This is a genomic window from Shewanella violacea DSS12 (assembly GCF_000091325.1).
GTDB lineage: Bacteria > Pseudomonadota > Gammaproteobacteria > Enterobacterales > Shewanellaceae > Shewanella > Shewanella violacea.
In genome coordinates this window covers 2,378,470-2,395,303 of record NC_014012.1, presented here as the reverse complement: position 1 = coordinate 2,395,303, position 16,834 = coordinate 2,378,470, and the positions used below count along the sequence as shown (strand labels likewise).

The following is a 16,834-nucleotide window of genomic DNA, read 5'->3' as shown; positions in this document are numbered from 1 at the left end:
CATCAGTTGAATTTAAACAAAAAAGGCGAATACTCGGGGATGAACCTGAGTATTCGCCTTTTGTTTATGGGGTCACTTAAATCAAAATAGTGATTCAGGTATATCCATAACCGTTGCTTCACCGGCTCGTACCTGAGCCAGATGATACTCGGCCTTAGGCAACATCTTCTTGATGTAGAAATCACTCAAGTAACGCTTCTGAACAGCAAATTCTTTATCTGGATGTGACGCGGCAGCATCAGACATAAGCAGCCAAAAATAACCATATAAGACATGGCCAAAAGCATCGAGAAAATCAACGGCACAGGCATTGATGACTGCTGGCTTATCACGTTTCTTATCATTAACTTCAGACGCGACTAAGATAAGCTGTTGCAAGAGTTCAGTCACTTTAGCCTTGTGTGCTTCATCCACATGACTCAAGGCTGCAAGCTTGTCTGTACACTCATTAACAAATTCAGTTAAAGCCGCCAGATTGTCTCCAGTCACCTTGCGACCAAGGAAGTCTATGGCCTGAATACCATTGGTTCCCTCATAAATCTGTGCAATTCGAGTGTCACGCACCAGTTGCACAATACCCGTTTCACGGATATAACCATGACCACCAAATACCTGTTGGGCCATGATGGCAGCGTCTAGGCCTCGATCGCTCAAGAATGCTTTAGCAACCGGGGTTAACAAGCCGACATATCGACTGGCCTTAGCTTTAGCTTCGCCTTCTCCGTATTTGGCTATATCTAGCTGTTGCCCCGTGAGCACAGACAGGGCGCGCCCCGCTTCGGTCAGTACCCGAATATTAAGTAACATGCGGCGAACATCACCGTGAACTATGATGGGATCGCTAGTCGCGCCGGTAGGCGAGCCTCCTGCAGCTACACCTTGAACACGCTCTTTGGCGTAGTCAGCAGCCATCTGGTAAGCCGCTTGTGATGTGCCCAAACCTTGGATACCAATTGCCAGACGCTCGTAGTTCATCATGGTGAACATGCATACTAGGCCACGATTTGGCTCACCGATAAGATAACCTTGCGCTTCATCATAATTCATCACACAGGTCGCCGATGCTTTGAGCCCCATCTTGTGTTCGATTGAACCAACGGTGACCTTATTTGATTCACCTAAGGCACCTGAGTCATCCACCTTGATTTTTGGTACTAAGAAGAGTGAAATCCCCTTGGAGTCGGGTAATTTGGCCAATACCAGATGGATCACGTTTTCGGTGAGATCATGGTCACCGCCTGTGATAAATATCTTACTGCCTGTGATGCTGTAACTGCCATCATCTAAGGGCACAGCCTTGGTACGTATACCACGTAGGTCTGAGCCCGCTTGAGGCTCTGTCATGTCCATGGCACCGGACCATTCACCGCTGTACATCATGGGCAAGTATTTTTGTTTCAGCTCATGGCTACCGTGGGCATTGATACATAAGGCCGCGCCGGCTGTGAGTGAGCCATATAAGGTGAATGCATTACAGGCGCTATAGGCCATTTCATCCACAAGCACCCCCAACATTTTGGGCATGCCCATACCGCCTAGTTCAGGTTCCCCACACAGGCCAACCCAGCCGCCTTCGGCAAACTGACTGTACGCCTCTTTATAACCGTCGGGAGTGATCACCTTATCACCTTGATGTAACACGCCTTGCTCATCACCACTTCGGTTTATAGGATGAAGCAATTCGCGACTGATCTTGTCAGCTTCATCCATTATCGCCATTGCCGTGTCCATATCGACATTTTCTGCAATGGCGGGTAAAGATGCCCATGTTTGAGGCGCATCAAACACCTTATCTAACAGGAATTTCATTTCGGCTAACGGAGCTTGGTAAGGATTCATTATCGACTCTCAAACGTTGGATTAAAACACTTGTTTAAATTTATAACAGATACCGTAAGAAAAGAAAGAGATAATTGGATAAGTTAAACAAAAAGAGAGTTTAGGTAAGAGATAAGTTACTTTAAGTGTAGTTGAGCCAGGCTTGATGTTTAGTAACTTGGGGAGCAAGGGCTAGCAATGAGGATAATTAGGCTATCTACACTTTGTTAAGAAAAGGAGAAAAAGCCAACTTGGGGCGACTCAATAAAAGGTTCCTGTAGACACAGAAACCACTTATTGACTAGGAGCTATTAACGATTAACTAAGAACTCAAGCGAGTCCCTAGTGCTATTACCACATCAAATCGTCTGGGATAACGTAATCTGCATATGGATCATCTTCTTCGACGACTTGATTATTGTCGTTTTTCACCCATAAATAGCCACACCAGTGGGGCACTAACATATTGACTCGCTCGGCAAGTTTATGAGGCACTAAGTAGCTGGCATCCTCATGACGCACGATACCCAGTTGCCCGTTAAGCAGTTGGGTCTGTAATTTATCATCCACATAAACCGAGAAGATTTTATTATTGTGAGTGAAATTAAACTTAATCTCGCCACTTCTAGGTAGTCTTATGGCAAGGCGAGTGAATTCTGTCACTAGACCGCGGACGAGTCCCTTCTCAGTTGCCGCAGCAAAATTTTGTTCATTCAATGCTTTATCTTTTGCTACTTGCTCCAGCTTCTGTGCTGCTATTTGCTGTTTTAAATCTGCAGAACCATCATCAACCTTGGCCTTACGGTCACGTCGTTTCTGAGTCCTGGCTTTCTGTACTTTTTGCTTGCTGACTAGACCAGCTTTTAGCAATTGCTCTTGAAAAGAATTTGCCATCTGTTTCTCGCTTTAATTTATATTTCTGTCGAGAGCATCGCCTTAGATGATCTCGACTCATTCTTTGTTCGGTTTTCCCGCTAGCAGAGCCAGCTCAGCCATTGCCATGGATGCACCGCCCAGTGACCAACCGCCATCAATGGGCAGTACGACACCTGTGATATAAGATGCCATGGGGGATGCCAGAAATAAGGCTCCATTGGCAATATCTTGCTTGATGCCATTTCTCTGCAGAGGCACACTCTTAGCAACACGCGCTTGTAACTCTTCACTGGGAGCTAATCGGTTAAACCCCTCAGTGCCACTGATAGGCCCCGGGACGATTGAGTTTATTCGAATCCCCTCACAACCCCACTCTAACGCCAAATTCTTGGTCAACATGTCCACGCCGGCCTTCGCCGCGCCGACATGTGCCTGCATGGGCATGGCAATAAACGCTTGGGGCGCCGAGATCTGAATGATACAGCCCCCGGGCCTAGTCATCAAAGGATAGGCTTGTTTAAGCACCTGAAAACTGCCCAGTAGATCTATGTCCATCACAGATTTAAAGCCGTTTTCACTCAATAAGGCAGCGGGAGCTGGAAAGTTACCTGCGGCGCCACTGACCAAGACATCAATTTGAGAATAATGGACTTTAAACTGAGTGAAACCCGCCTTGAGGCCTTCGATATCCCGTACATCGAAACTGGCACCCATATGGGTGCCTTTTGGATTGGTTTCTCGCAGTAATTTAACCGCGGCATTGACTTTCTCGGCGCTGCGGCTGGCGACGGCTACATTGGCACCAGCCTGAGCAAATGCGATAGCTATGGCTAAATTAATGCCACTAGTGCCACCCACAACGACGACATTCTTACCTTGATAATCAAACATACGGCTACCTCATTGAAAATGAAGCTAGAAAACACGCATCACTCTCGTTTGAAATGGACTTAATTTAGTGACTCATGAATCGCCTTCAGCGCGGCTAATGGGTCCTTAGCTTTAGTGATAGGTCTTCCTATGACTAAGTAGTCAGAACCGGCTTCAATCGCTTCTGGTGGCGTCATAACCCTATGTTGATCGCCCTTATCTGAACCTACTGGACGAATACCTGGGGTACAGAGTTTGAATTCTTTACCTAACTTAGATTTTAGCACTTTAGCTTCATGTGCAGAGCAAACAACGCCATCGAGACCAGCTTGTTGCGTTAATTGAGCTAAACGTTGAACATGTTCGAAGGCTGGAACATCTATGCCTATTAGCTTAAGATCTTCATCACTCATGGAGGTAAGCACTGTGACTGCTATCAGCATAGGCGCCTTATCACCATAAGGCTCAAGGGCTTTCTTAGCCGCTTGCATCATGGCTAAACCACCACTGGCATGGACGTTTGTCATCCAAACGCCTAATTCGGCTGCCGATGTTACGGCCTTAGCAACGGTATTTGGGATATCGTGGAATTTAAGATCCAGGAACACATCAAAATCACGCTCATGGAGCGCCTTGATAAATTCGGGTCCAAAAAGAGTAAACATCTCCTTGCCTACTTTGAGACGGCACATACTAGGATCTAATTGATCGACCAGTTGCAAAGCAGCATGCTTATCATCAAAATCCAGAGCTACCAAAATCGACTTATTACTCATTTTTTCTCCATTTTCTTTGCGGTATATTTTGGGTATATCGACCATGAGCGACATCGTCAGATGATAAGTCTCATGGTTCGGGGGATTAGGCCAATAACCTCTAAACGGGATTATTCACCGTCAAGTCCCCTAATTCGTTTTATCTTTCCCCAGCTCTTACACGATGGGCAATGCCAGTAGAGGCGATGTGAAGGAAAACCACATCCACTACAGCGATATCCTGGACGGAATTTTATCTGTTGCTCAACCAGTTTTTCCAACATGGTCAGGCTCTCTTTCGCTTGACCATCTTCAGCCTGCTGTACATGCATCTTCATCAGATGCTGGAAACTTTTCATCGTCGGGTGACGATATAATCCGTCGAGAACCAGCTGCTCCGCCTCTTGAGTCTCACCTTGCTCAATCATATTTTGCGCTAAGGTGATGGCGACACTCGCGCCGGCCCCATTTTGCAATGCTTGGCGTAACAGGTCTCTGTAGCCGGTGAGATCATGACTATCATGGAAAACCTGACGTGCAATTGACAGCGCATCGGGGAAAAGCTCGATATCTGCATCGAGTAACTTAACCAGTAAGGCTTTACACTTGGCATACTCATGTAAATCAAGATACTTCTCAGCTTGGGTGAGCAAGGCTCTGCCACAATCTGAGTCTTGTTTTAACGCGGCCTGAAGCAGTTTTAGCTGAGTGTCTACATCGCTACTTTCATTGGCTAATTCACAATAAAAATGCGCCGTATTGTGTCTGAGACTTTGCTGTCTTTTTCGTTTCAAGCTCTTGATGATATTGATGGCTTGTTGCCAATCTTTGGTAACCTGATAGATGTCGATAAGATGGGTTTCGGCATCTTCACTGTGATCTTCCTGCTGAACCAGATTGATGAATATCTCTTCCGCTCTATCGTAAAATCCCGCGGCAAGATAATCTTTGCCCAACTCCATCATGGCAATGTCTCTCTGCTCATTGGTGAGACTAGGTCTGGCGATGAGGTTTTGATGAATGCGGATCGAGCGGTCTACTTCTCCACGCTTTCTAAATAGAGAGCCCAGGGAGAGGTGTGTGTCTATGGTGTCATCATCCACATCTAACATGGTGATAAACAGATCGACCGCCTTGTCTGATTCATTCGAAAGTAGAAAGTTTAGACCCGTGAAGTAATCACGACTCAACTGTTTTCTTTGGCTACTCTGATTGTGCCTTACACTGCGTCGCCCCATATACCAGCCGTAAGCGGCGGCAATTGGAAGTAACAGGAACAGGATCTCTTGCATATTAGGCGTCGACGTCCCGAGAAGGAGCGATCCCTTCTAATTTTGATTCGAGTCGGTTACATTTTTTTTGCGCGTTTCTTAATGCCAATTTAAGTTTCGTCATGTGATAAATGGCAAACACCCAACTGATCATGAAACCGGACAGAAATACGAAGGCCAGCACTAGGGGTAATCGAAATTCACCCTGAGCAACAAAATAACTGATAGTTACCATCTGCTCGTTACGTGCACCGAAGATTAATGCTAAAAAAAACAGTAGTACGACTAACACTGTGACAATAAATGACCGCACAATACACTCCATATACCCATTTCAATCAAGTGATTATCTAAGATATTCACTAAACTAGCTAGGATTTAGTTCATTTCAGGCATAAAAAAGCCTCCATTCGGAGGCTTTTAAAACAATGTCATTTATGCATTGATTGCATCGACACGTTCGCGCAGTTCTTTGCCTGGCTTAAAGTGCGGAACATACTTGCCATCCAACTGAACTGATGTACCAGTCTTAGGATTACGGCCTGTACGTGGCGCACGAAAGTGAAGAGAGAAGCTACCAAAGCCACGGATCTCTATACGATCACCGCTTTCTAATGTTTGAGCCATCTGCTCTAACATCTCTTTGATTGCGCTTTCCACTTCTTTAGCCGACAGCTGCGACTGCCTACTGGCGAGTTTTTCGATTAGCTCGGATTTTGTCATCCTATACCCTCTATTATCAAGCCAAACACAGTCACCTAACAGGGAGGCCGAAGCCTCCCAGAACTTCAGGCAATTACTTACGAGCCGCTTTGAACGCTTCAGCCATAGCACTGCTCATCACAGCGTCTTCCTGCTTGTTCAAGCTAGCCATTGCTTCTTTCTCTTCAGCTTCATCTTTCGCACGGATAGATAGGCTGATAGTACGGTTCTTACGGTCAACACCCATGAACTTAGATTCAACAGCGTCGCCTACAGAGTAAACTGTAGATGCATCTTCGATACGCTCACGAGAGATATCAGATACACGTAGGTAACCTTCAACAGTTTCAGCAAGTTCGATAGTAACGCCTTTAGCGTCAACAGCGACAACTGTACCGTGAACAACCGCACCCTTCTTCTTATCAGCAAGATAAGCATTGAATGGATCGTCTTCAGTCTGCTTAACGCCTAGGCTGATACGCTCACGCTCAGGGTCAACAGAAAGAACTACTGCGTTGATTTCGTCGCCTTTCTTATAGTCAGCAACGGCTTCTTCGCCTGTACCATTCCAAGAGATATCAGAAAGGTGAACTAGACCGTCGATGCCGCCGTCAAGACCGATGAAGATACCGAAGTCAGTGATTGACTTGATCTTACCAGTGACTTTGTCACCCTTGTTAAAGCGCTCTGCGAAGTCATCCCACGGGTTAACTTTACACTGCTTAAGGCCAAGAGAAATACGACGACGTTCTTCATCGATGTCAAGAACTAGAACTTCTACTTCATCACCTAGGTTAACAACCTTAGATGGGTGGATGTTCTTGTTAGTCCAATCCATTTCAGAAACGTGAACTAGACCTTCAACGCCTTCTTCAATTTCTACGAAACAACCGTAGTCAGTTAGATTAGTAACGCGACCAGTCAAACGTGTGTTTTCTGGGTAGCGCTTGCTGATTTCTAACCAAGGATCTTCGCCAAGTTGCTTAAGACCTAGTGAAACACGTGTGCGCTCACGGTCATACTTAAGTACTTTAACGTCGATTTCGTCACCAACGTTGACGATTTCAGATGGGTGCTTAACACGCTTCCAAGCCATATCTGTGATATGTAGAAGACCATCAACGCCACCTAAGTCAACGAATGCGCCGTAGTCAGTAAGGTTCTTAACGATACCCTTAATAGCCTGACCTTCTTGCAAGTTCTCAAGAAGAGCATCACGCTCTGCACTGCTTTCAGATTCGATAACAGCACGACGAGAAACAACAACGTTGTTGCGCTTCTGGTCTAGTTTGATAACTTTGAATTCTAGATCTTTGTTTTCTAGGTGAGCAGTATCGCGAACAGGGCGAACGTCAACTAGAGAACCTGGTAGGAATGCACGGATACCGTTTAATTCAACAGTGAAACCGCCTTTAACCTTACCATTGATGACACCGATTACAGTTTCAGCATCTTCGTACGCTTTTTCTAGAACAATCCAAGCTTCGTGACGCTTAGCCTTCTCGCGAGACAGTTGAGTCTCACCGAAGCCATCTTCAACAGAGTCAAGCGCAACGTGCACAGTATCACCAACAGAAACTTCAAGTTCGCCTTGAGCGTTCTTGAACTGTTCAGCTGGGATTGGGCTTTCAGACTTTAGACCAGCGTCAACTAGTACAGTACCGTTTTCGATGCGAACAACAACACCGGTTACGATAGAACCAGGACGGAACTCCAAAGTTGCAAGGGATTCTTCAAATAGATCAGCAAAAGATTCAGTCATGTTTAAGTTACTTTCTTTAATAAACCACAGCCCATCCTAGACGTGGAGTCAGTATAATAATCCGCATCATCCTTGGTGCGAATGGTTAAACGTCAGTTAACATTAACTAACGTTTGGTAATTTTAATTCTACGTGCGCCAATACAAGATTGAGCACATCTTCTATCCCGATACCCGAAGTATCTATGACTAATGCATCATCAGCCGGGACTAAAGGAGAGACGGTGCGATTCATATCGCGGTCATCACGCTCTTTAATCTCAGATAAAAGCCGATCGATGTTAACATCGAAGCCCTTGTCCTGCAACTGATTATAGCGTCTCTGAGCCCTTTCTTCCGCCGATGCAATTAAATAAATTTTAGCGGGTGTACTGGGGAAAACAACCGTGCCCATATCTCGACCATCGGCAATCAGACCCGGTGTGGTATTAAATGCACGTTGACGACGTAATAATGCCTCACGAACTCGTGGAAATGCGGCGACGATAGAGGCCGCCTTCGAACACTCTGGGCTACGTATGTCTGTTGACACATCTTCGCCTTCGAGTACCACCTTGATACCTTGAGTTTCACTGCTGGTAACAAACTGCACATCTAAGTGCGAGGCCAGTAAAGTAAGAGACTCTTCATTATCGAGTTGAACATTATGATGAATAGCGGCTAAGGCTAAGACTCGGTAAATAGCACCACTGTCCAGTAGTTTCCAGCCTAAACGCTGTGCTAACAACTGACTAATCGTACCTTTCCCTACACCGCTAGGGCCGTCAATAGTGACAACAGGAGCCCGTTCTGACATAAATTTCTCCACAGTAAACCATCTTCCCTAAGATTTTTAAATGAGTGCTTCCAGTGCCTCATATGCTTATCCATACACTGAAAATTAAGCGCGCGTATTATAAACCAAGTAAAAAAATAAAGCGGTAAAAAAATTCAAAAAACCAATTAAAACTTATTGGTAGAGACCTTAAGTGGACAATATGATTGAGGCAAGAACTTAGTTATGAGCAAAATAAAAATGGGCCTGCTGGCCCATTTCATTAACGCTATTTAGTTCACTGAGCTAATGCAGCGAACTGCTGAAAATAATCGGGGAATGTCTTAGAGGTACAATCTGGATCATTAATGGTGATGCCGCAATCGGCCAACGCCAGCATAGAGAAGCACATGGCCATTCTGTGATCGTTATAGGTATCGATTTCCGCCGTATGTGGCTTGCTCGGCGGTGTAATAGAAATATAATCATGACCTTCGTCAACGATGGCACCCACTTTTCTCAACTCGGTAGCCATGGCAGCTAAACGGTCGGTTTCCTTGATGCGCCAGTTATAAATATTGCGAATGGTAGTGGGCCCTGTGGCAAATAAGGCCGCTGTGGCTATGGTCATGGCCGCATCTGGGATATGGTTCATGTCGAGATCCACCCCATTGAGTTTTGCTACACGTGAAATAATATAATCATCACCCCACTCTATCTCGGCGCCCATCTTCTCCAGCACATCGGCAAACTTAACATCACCTTGAATGCTCAGGCGACCTACACCAGTGACTTTGACTTCACCGCCTTTTATGGCGCCTGCGGCGAGGAAGTAAGACGCCGAGGAGGCATCCCCTTCGACTAACACTTTACCCGGTGACACATAAGTTTGGCCGGCTTTTATCTCGAAGGCTTGATAATCATGATTTATCACCTTGACGCCAAATTGCGCCATCAGGGCTATGGTGATGTCTATATAAGGCTTAGAGACCAACTCACCCTTAATCTTGATGTTAACCTCCCCCTTCGCAAGCGGGGCAACCATAAGCAGTGCGGTGAGGAACTGGCTAGATAGATCCCCTGCAATCTCGACATCACCGGCGTTTAGCCCAGTCGCATTGATCGTCAAGGGAGGAAAACCTTCATTCTTAAGATAGGTCACAGATGCGCCGAGTTGACGCAGTGCATCGACCAAGTCACCGATGGGACGCTCTTCCATACGAGGCTCACCGGTTAAGGTAAATTCACCCTGACCTAAGGTTAATGCCGCACAAAGGGGGCGCATAGCGGTACCAGCATTGCCAAGAAACAGTGTCTGCGCCAGCTCTGCATTGAGCGGTGCCCCGGTCCCTTCGAGTTCACAAACGGTATTATTTTCGGAGAGTCGATAGTTCACCCCCAATTGCTTGAGCGATGCCAGCATATAGCGAATATCATCAGAATCTAACAAGTTTGTCAGTGTCGTGGTGCCTTTAGCTAGCGTGGCTAGTAATAGTGCACGGTTAGAGATACTTTTAGAGCCAGGGATATTGATGGTGCCCTGGACCTTGCTAATTGGCTCGAGACGTAGCTGCTTCATTAAAATACTTCTTTATCATCGCGGGACAAACAAACCGCTGGTTAACATTAGATGTTCATGGCAAACAGACTGTAAGGTTTACGACTGGCACCATCACGACAAAATGGTGTTCTGCTTAACCGGTGTTTGAACTTCGTAGTACTAAATTTACTGATTAAGCGGCAGTATTCAACACTTATTTATGTTTTTAGCCTGTTTGAGGTGATTTTCTTTCAAAGTGACAATTTTCTAACACTTTTCATATCAATTAATGGAGAAAATAAACTAGGTGGAAATGAATCATGCCAGATAATTACTTTTATGATTTAGCGCTATTCACTATTACTGAGTCTGTGTTTTACGTTACTCTAAACTTTATGAGTAAAGCTAGATTAAACCAACAAATCTAATAAAGGGTAAATAAGCTATGTTCGACACTCTCACCGCTATGCCTGCTGATCCTATCCTCGGCTTGATGACTAAATACAAGCAAGACACCCACGCCAACAAGATAGATCTTGGCGTCGGCGTGTATAAAGATGAGGTGGGTCATACCCCTATCTTAAACTGTGTTAAAACAGCCGAACAATACCGTATCGATTCCGAGGAAACAAAAGTTTACATCGGACCCACAGGCTCGGCTCAATTTAATAGCTTACTGGGCGAACTAGCATTCGGCAGCGATCATCCTGCTTTATTGGCCGATCGAATCCGCACCGTATCGACCCCAGGTGGAACGGGCGCATTAAGAGTCGCCGCTGAATTTATTAAACGTGCCAGCACCATGACAAAATCTCAAACTGCGGTGATCTGGGTCAGCGATCCAACCTGGGCCAATCATACTGGTCTGTTCGAAGCCGCCGGCATAGAAGTTAAAACCTACCCTTATTACGACTATGACAACAAGAGCCTTAAATTTGATGAGATGAAAGCGGCTCTGTCTCAAGTGGGCCCAGACGATGTGGTTTTACTCCATGCATGCTGCCATAATCCCAGCGGCATGGATCTTAGTGAGGCCCAGTGGGACCAAATCGTTGAGATAACCCAGCAGCAAGGCTTCACACCGCTTATCGATATGGCCTATCAAGGGTTTGGTGTCGGCGTCGATGAAGATGCCTACGGCGTGCGTAAGATGGCCGCAGCTGTGGATAACATGATCTTGTGTAGCTCATGCTCTAAAAACTTCGGCCTGTACCGTGAACGAATCGGTGCCTGTTCAATCTTAGGTAGAGATGCTGCCAGCGTGAATGTGGCCTTTTCTGTGCTGCTTTATGTGGTCCGTTGCATCTACTCTATGCCGCCAGCCCATGGCGCTGCCATAGTTGAAACGATACTAGGGTCCCATGAGTTAAAGCAGCAATGGTTAGATGAGCTCAAAATTATGCGAGACCGTATCAATGGCAATCGCATCATGCTGGTAGACAAGTTGATCGAGAAGGGTGTTAAGCGTGACTTTGGCTTTATAGCCCAGCAAAAAGGCATGTTCTCATTCCTGGGTATTAACCCACAACAGGTAGAACGTCTGCAGCAAGAACACAGCATCTACATGGTAGACTCTAGCCGCATCAGCATAGCGGGGATAGGACAGGGAAACGTTAATTACTTAGCTGAGTCCATCGCAAAAGTACTATAGACATTTAAAGCACTTTTGAAATTTAGAACTTTTGAAATTAAAAGTATTATAGAAATGAAAAGTTCCTAGGACCTGAGTGCTAGGAACTTTCTTCGTAATTAAGCTTGGTTTTTACCAGCAAAATCCTGCATAAACTCGACTAACGCCTCAACCCCTTCGATTGGCATGGCATTATAAATACTCGCTCGCATACCGCCTACACTCCGGTGCCCTTTCAGTGCCACTAAATTTGCATCTGTGGCGCCTTTCAAAAAAGATGCATTCAATTCTTCATTGGCTAGATAAAAGGTCACATTCATCACTGAGCGGTTTGATTGACACACCTTACTGGTGTAAAAATCACTGCTATCGATAAAATCATAAAGCAGCGCCGCTTTCTTCAGGTTCCTCTTGGCCATGGCCACGACTCCACCAGAGTCTTTAAGCCAAGCGAAGACCTCGGCAGCCAGATACCAAGCAAATGTCGGTGGCGTGTTGTACATGGAGCCGTGTTTAACCCCTAAACCATAATCCATGATAGATGACTGAGGCAGACTTGGCAGTTCAAGCATATCATCGCGGACGATGACGATACTCAGACCCGAAGGCCCAATATTCTTCTGAGCGCCGGCATAGATCACAGCATACTTGCTAACATCTATCTCTCTGGACATGATGTTCGAGGACATGTCGGCGATGATTGGCCATGGTGAATCAAGCTCATCAAAGATTTCGATACCATCGACGGTTTCGTTAGGACAGTAGTGCAGATAACGATAATCTTGATCTATCTTAGCGAGATCAGGCAAGACTATTTGATTAATTCCATTAGTATTTTCAGCAATGTTGATACTGTCTATCTGAGCATCACAGGTCAGTTTTTTAGCTTCTTCAACTGCCGATTGAGACCAGCTACCTGAGACCAAATAGAGGGCTTTACCTTGCTTACCAAGAAAATTATTCACTACAGCAGAGAACTGGCCTCGTCCGCCACCATGCATAAACAATACATGGTAATTAGCAGGGATCGACATTAGTTCACGCAAATCTATTTCCGCTTGTTCAGTCAGCGCAATAAACTCTTTGCTGCGATGACTAATCTCCATCACCGAAGTACCTAGACCATTCCAATCCAATAATTCAGATTGCGCCTTTTGCATCACGGCTTGGGGTAACATCGCAGGACCTGCACAGAAATTATAAGTCACGCTCACGTCTCTATCCTCTCATCGTTAGTAACAATTTAGTCTGCCATAAGACACTTAGTTTTCTAAGCATATTTTCTATTGTGAATTATCTTTTTTACTTACGTATCCCTAAAACAAAACGAGCGTCCAATTGGACGCTCGTTTTAGAGGTTAACGCTTATTCGGCAGGCTCTGCCTCAGGCTCATCATCACCTTTAGGCTCTTCGCCTTCGATGACTTGACCTGTTTCGGCGTCATCACCCTCTAGGATGATAGGATTGCCCTCTTCATCAAGCTCGACTTCATCCTCATGGATCTCATCGATACGTTGAAGACCAACAACCTTCTCTCCTTCGACGATACGAATAATCGTTACACCTTGAGTGTTACGTCCGATAGTGGATACACCGGTTGCAGGAGTACGTACTAAAGTACCTCTATCACTGATAAGCATGATTTCATCATTTTCACCAACTTGAACAGCACCAACTACGGCACCATTTCGTTCGCTGACCTTGATAGAAACAACACCCTTAGTCGCACGGCTCTTGGCCGGATACTCTTCGAGTGAGGTACGCTTACCGTATCCATTCTCGGTGACGGTTAAGATGGCACCATTTTCTTTAGGTACAATCAGTGACACCACTTTCTGACCATCTTCAAGACGTATACCACGAACACCAGTAGCGGTACGGCCCATAGGACGCAGTGCAACTAGCTCTTCGTTGGTTTCCGGATCAAGTTTGACCAAACCAGTTTCAGAATCTCTGACCATCTCATTGAAACGAACCACTTTACCCGCATCGGAGAACAACATGATGTCATTCTTGCCATCGGTAATATCGACGCCAATGAGCTCATCGCCGTCTTTAAGGTTTACTGCAATAATACCGTTTGCACGAGGATTGCTGTATGCCTTCAATGCTGTCTTCTTCACTGTGCCGTGTGATGTTGCCATGATGATGTATTTATCATCTGCATATTCACGCACTGGAAGAATGGCTGTGATGTGCTCGCCTTCAGATAGAGGCAATAAGTTCACAATTGGACGACCACGAGCCTGACGGCTTGCGAGCGGCAACTGATACACTTTCAGCCAATAGAGCTTACCAAAGTCAGAGAAACACAGAATCGTATCATGGGTGTTGGCGACAAGTAGTTTCTCGACGAAGTCTTCATCTTTCACTTTTGCCGCTGACTTGCCCTTACCACCACGGCGCTGAGCCTGGTAATCAGTCAGTGGTTGATACTTGGCATAACCTAAGTGCGATAAGGTTACTACCACATCTTCTTCGTTAATAAGATCTTCAAGACTCATATCAACTTCGTTAGCATTGATGACGGTGCGACGTTCATCACCGAAATTTTCCAGTATCTCGTTCAGCTCTTCCTTGATCACTTCTAATAAGCGTTCAGGGCTTCGCAAAATGTAGAGTAAAGCCGCGATGATATCTATCAGCTCTTCATACTCAGCTAATATCTTCTCATGCTCTAGACCCGTTAGCTTATGTAAGCGTAAGTCTAAGATAGCTTGTGCTTGTGGCTGAGTTAGGTAGTAGAGACCGTCACGAATACCGTACTCAGGCTCTAACCATTCAGGACGCGCTGCATCATCACCGGCTTTCTCAAGCATGGCTTGAACATGACCTAGCTCCCAACCTTGATCAACCAGCTTAACTTTAGCTTCGGCAGGCGTTGGTGACGCCTTGATCATGGCAATAATAGGATCTATGTTAGCCAGTGCGATAGCCAGTGACTCTAGAATGTGTGCACGGTCACGGGCTTTGCGTAATTCAAATACGGTACGGCGAGTAACCACTTCACGGCGGTGCAAGATAAAGCACTCTATCATCTCTTTTAGGTTAAACAGTTTAGGTTGACCATTGGTCAAAGCCACCATGTTTATCCCGAATGAGCACTGCATCTGAGTCTGTGCATAAAGGTTGTTTAGTACAACCTCACCCACCTCTCCACGTTTGATTTCGATAACGATGCGCATACCATCTTTATCGGACTCATCACGTAGGCCAGTGATGCCTTCAATTTTCTTATCTTTAACCAGCTCGGCTATCTTCTCGATAAGACGAGCTTTGTTAACCTGATAAGGAATTTCGTGAACGATAATGCGCTCACGGCCATTATCTTCTACTTGAACTTCAGCCTTAGAACGCATAATTGCGCGGCCACGGCCCGTTTTATAGGCATCGATAATCCCTTTGCGGCCATTGATAATGGCGGCTGTGGGGAAATCTGGACCTGGAATGTATTCCATTAACTGTTCAATAGAAAGTGCAGGCTCTTCGATTAGCGCCAAACAACCTTTAATCACTTCAGTCATGTTATGAGGCGGGATATTGGTCGCCATGCCGACGGCAATACCTGAAGAGCCGTTAATCAAGAGTGTCGGGATACGAGTAGGCATAACTGCCGGAATAAACTCGGTACCATCATAGTTAGGCACAAAGTCGACAGTCTCTTTTTCAAGATCTGCTAATAGCTGATGGGCTAACTTATCCATACGGATTTCGGTATAACGCATCGCAGCTGCAGCATCACCATCGACCGAACCAAAGTTACCTTGGCCATCGATTAAAGGGTAACGCATGGAGAAAGGCTGTGCTAAACGAACGATTGTGTCATAAACCGCAGTATCACCATGGGGGTGATACTTACCGATAACGTCACCGACAACACGTGCCGATTTCTTATAAGGTTTGTTCCAATCGTTTTTAAGTTCGCTCATCGCGAAAAGTACGCGACGGTGAACGGGCTTAAGGCCGTCACGAACATCGGGTAATGCACGGCCCACGATCACGCTCATGGCGTAATCTAGATATGAATTCTTTAATTCGTCTTCAATATTAATTGGTGTTATAGATGAAGCCAGATCAGTCATAAACTGCTCGATCCCTTGAAATTGTGCTTACCCGTTACCGGCCGAAATAGCGCGGTAAATGGTTCAGCCTGAAAACGTGATTTGGCATTCTAACACAGTTATTTTTTGTCACCAGACCCTATTCAATTTTAGAGATAAATAAGTATTAATCTCTATATAAAACTGACCTAAATCAAACAATGTTAGCTAATCAATCAATTGGTTAAATATTCGCTAGTTTGTTATTTATCGCTAGTTTGAATCTGACATTCTATAGATATCCTGGGGTCCATATTGATACCAGCTTTGAACCTGTCGTCCTTTTGAATCTGTCGGCCTCTTTAAGGGGATCTTGAGATCGTGGAATTCATATTAATACCCGCTTTGAATCTGTCAGTTTACATAGGGGTATCCTAGGCATTCATATTGATACCAGCTTTGAATCTGTCATTCTATGGATATCCTAGGCTTCATATTAATATCGGCTTTGAATCTGTCAGTTTACATAGGGGGATCCTAGGCATTCATATTGATACTGGATTTGAATCTGTCGGTCTACCTATGGCTATCGCCGGATCGTGGAATTCATATTAATACCCGCTTTGAATCTGTCATTCTATGGGTATCCTAGGCTTCATATTAATATCGGCTTTGAATCTGTCAGTTTACATAGGGGGATCTTAGGCATTCATATTGATACCTGCTTTGAACCTGTCATTCTATGGGTATCCTAGGCTTCATATTAATACCGGCTTTGAATCTGTCAGTTTACATAGGGGTATCCTAGGCATTCAT

13 protein-coding genes are annotated in these 16,834 nt (G+C 45.3%); 1 reads left to right on the top strand and 12 read right to left on the bottom strand.

Annotated features, from left to right (window positions below):
• Positions 1 to 81 precede the first annotated feature (81 nt).
• The 10 genes from SVI_RS09780 to aroA all read right to left on the bottom strand — a co-directional run bounded on the left by SVI_RS09780 (position 82) and on the right by aroA (position 10,386).
• Positions 82 to 1,839: an acyl-CoA dehydrogenase C-terminal domain-containing protein gene (locus SVI_RS09780; protein ID WP_013051357.1), complete on the bottom strand. Its 1,758-nt coding sequence runs from the start codon at positions 1,837 to 1,839 to the stop codon at positions 82 to 84.
• A gap of 330 nt (positions 1,840 to 2,169) precedes the next feature.
• On the bottom strand, positions 2,170 to 2,712 hold the full coding sequence (locus SVI_RS09775; protein WP_013051356.1) for a DUF2058 domain-containing protein: 543 nt from the start codon (positions 2,710 to 2,712) through the stop codon (positions 2,170 to 2,172).
• A gap of 57 nt (positions 2,713 to 2,769) precedes the next feature.
• Positions 2,770 to 3,585: an SDR family oxidoreductase gene (locus SVI_RS09770; RefSeq protein ID WP_013051355.1), complete on the bottom strand. Its 816-nt coding sequence runs from the start codon at positions 3,583 to 3,585 to the stop codon at positions 2,770 to 2,772.
• 59 nt (positions 3,586 to 3,644) lie between these two features.
• A complete protein-coding gene (gene pyrF / locus SVI_RS09765; RefSeq protein WP_013051354.1) occupies positions 3,645 to 4,340 on the bottom strand; it encodes an orotidine-5'-phosphate decarboxylase in 696 nt (231 codons plus the stop codon).
• Positions 4,341 to 4,450: 110 nt separating this feature from the next.
• Positions 4,451 to 5,611, bottom strand: coding sequence for a lipopolysaccharide assembly protein LapB (gene lapB, locus SVI_RS09760; RefSeq protein ID WP_013051353.1), 1,161 nt, complete (start codon positions 5,609 to 5,611; stop codon positions 4,451 to 4,453).
• Between the two features lies 1 nt (position 5,612).
• Positions 5,613 to 5,903, bottom strand: coding sequence for a LapA family protein (locus tag SVI_RS09755; protein ID WP_013051352.1), 291 nt, complete (start codon positions 5,901 to 5,903; stop codon positions 5,613 to 5,615).
• A 122-nt stretch (positions 5,904 to 6,025) separates the two neighbouring features.
• Complete coding sequence (ihfB, locus tag SVI_RS09750) at positions 6,026 to 6,313, bottom strand: integration host factor subunit beta (RefSeq protein WP_013051351.1); 288 nt, start codon at positions 6,311 to 6,313, stop codon at positions 6,026 to 6,028.
• Positions 6,314 to 6,386: 73 nt separating this feature from the next.
• Complete coding sequence (gene rpsA / locus SVI_RS09745) at positions 6,387 to 8,054, bottom strand: 30S ribosomal protein S1 (protein WP_013051350.1); 1,668 nt, start codon at positions 8,052 to 8,054, stop codon at positions 6,387 to 6,389.
• 102 nt (positions 8,055 to 8,156) lie between these two features.
• Entirely contained in the window at positions 8,157 to 8,849 is a 693-nt protein-coding gene (cmk, locus tag SVI_RS09740) for a (d)CMP kinase (RefSeq protein ID WP_041419849.1), read from the bottom strand.
• 256 nt (positions 8,850 to 9,105) lie between these two features.
• Positions 9,106 to 10,386 carry a 3-phosphoshikimate 1-carboxyvinyltransferase gene (gene aroA, locus SVI_RS09735; protein WP_013051348.1) on the bottom strand — a complete coding sequence of 427 codons (1,281 nt, stop codon included), beginning with the start codon at positions 10,384 to 10,386 and terminating at the stop codon, positions 9,106 to 9,108.
• A gap of 406 nt (positions 10,387 to 10,792) precedes the next feature.
• Between aroA and SVI_RS09730 the strand changes: the two genes are divergently transcribed.
• Positions 10,793 to 11,998: an amino acid aminotransferase gene (locus tag SVI_RS09730; RefSeq protein ID WP_013051346.1), complete on the top strand. Its 1,206-nt coding sequence runs from the start codon at positions 10,793 to 10,795 to the stop codon at positions 11,996 to 11,998.
• Between the two features lie 98 nt (positions 11,999 to 12,096).
• Here the strand turns inward: SVI_RS09730 and serC are convergent, their stop codons facing one another.
• The gene (serC, locus tag SVI_RS09725; RefSeq protein ID WP_013051345.1) at positions 12,097 to 13,191 is read right to left on the bottom strand and encodes a 3-phosphoserine/phosphohydroxythreonine transaminase; all 1,095 of its coding nucleotides are present in this window, start codon (positions 13,189 to 13,191) and stop codon (positions 12,097 to 12,099) included.
• Positions 13,192 to 13,342: 151 nt separating this feature from the next.
• Entirely contained in the window at positions 13,343 to 16,060 is a 2,718-nt protein-coding gene (gene gyrA / locus SVI_RS09720) for a DNA gyrase subunit A (protein ID WP_013051344.1), read from the bottom strand.
• Positions 16,061 to 16,834: the final 774 nt, after the last annotated feature.

Excerpts from the sequence above, each read along its gene's own strand:
- ihfB (WP_013051351.1), bottom strand. The coding sequence starts at position 6,313 with ATGACAAAATCCGAGCTAATCGAAAAACTCGCCAGTAGGCAGTCGCAG.
- pyrF (WP_013051354.1), bottom strand. The coding sequence starts at position 4,340 with ATGAGTAATAAGTCGATTTTGGTAGCTCTGGATTTTGATGATAAGCAT.
- gyrA (WP_013051344.1), bottom strand. The coding sequence starts at position 16,060 with ATGACTGATCTGGCTTCATCTATAACACCAATTAATATTGAAGACGAA.
- lapB (WP_013051353.1), bottom strand. The coding sequence starts at position 5,611 with ATGCAAGAGATCCTGTTCCTGTTACTTCCAATTGCCGCCGCTTACGGC.
- SVI_RS09770 (WP_013051355.1), bottom strand. The coding sequence starts at position 3,585 with ATGTTTGATTATCAAGGTAAGAATGTCGTCGTTGTGGGTGGCACTAGT.
- rpsA (WP_013051350.1), bottom strand. The coding sequence starts at position 8,054 with ATGACTGAATCTTTTGCTGATCTATTTGAAGAATCCCTTGCAACTTTG.
- SVI_RS09775 (WP_013051356.1), bottom strand. The coding sequence starts at position 2,712 with ATGGCAAATTCTTTTCAAGAGCAATTGCTAAAAGCTGGTCTAGTCAGC.
- cmk (WP_041419849.1), bottom strand. The coding sequence starts at position 8,849 with ATGTCAGAACGGGCTCCTGTTGTCACTATTGACGGCCCTAGCGGTGTA.
- SVI_RS09780 (WP_013051357.1), bottom strand. The coding sequence starts at position 1,839 with ATGAATCCTTACCAAGCTCCGTTAGCCGAAATGAAATTCCTGTTAGAT.
- SVI_RS09730 (WP_013051346.1), top strand. The coding sequence starts at position 10,793 with ATGTTCGACACTCTCACCGCTATGCCTGCTGATCCTATCCTCGGCTTG.
- aroA (WP_013051348.1), bottom strand. The coding sequence starts at position 10,386 with ATGAAGCAGCTACGTCTCGAGCCAATTAGCAAGGTCCAGGGCACCATC.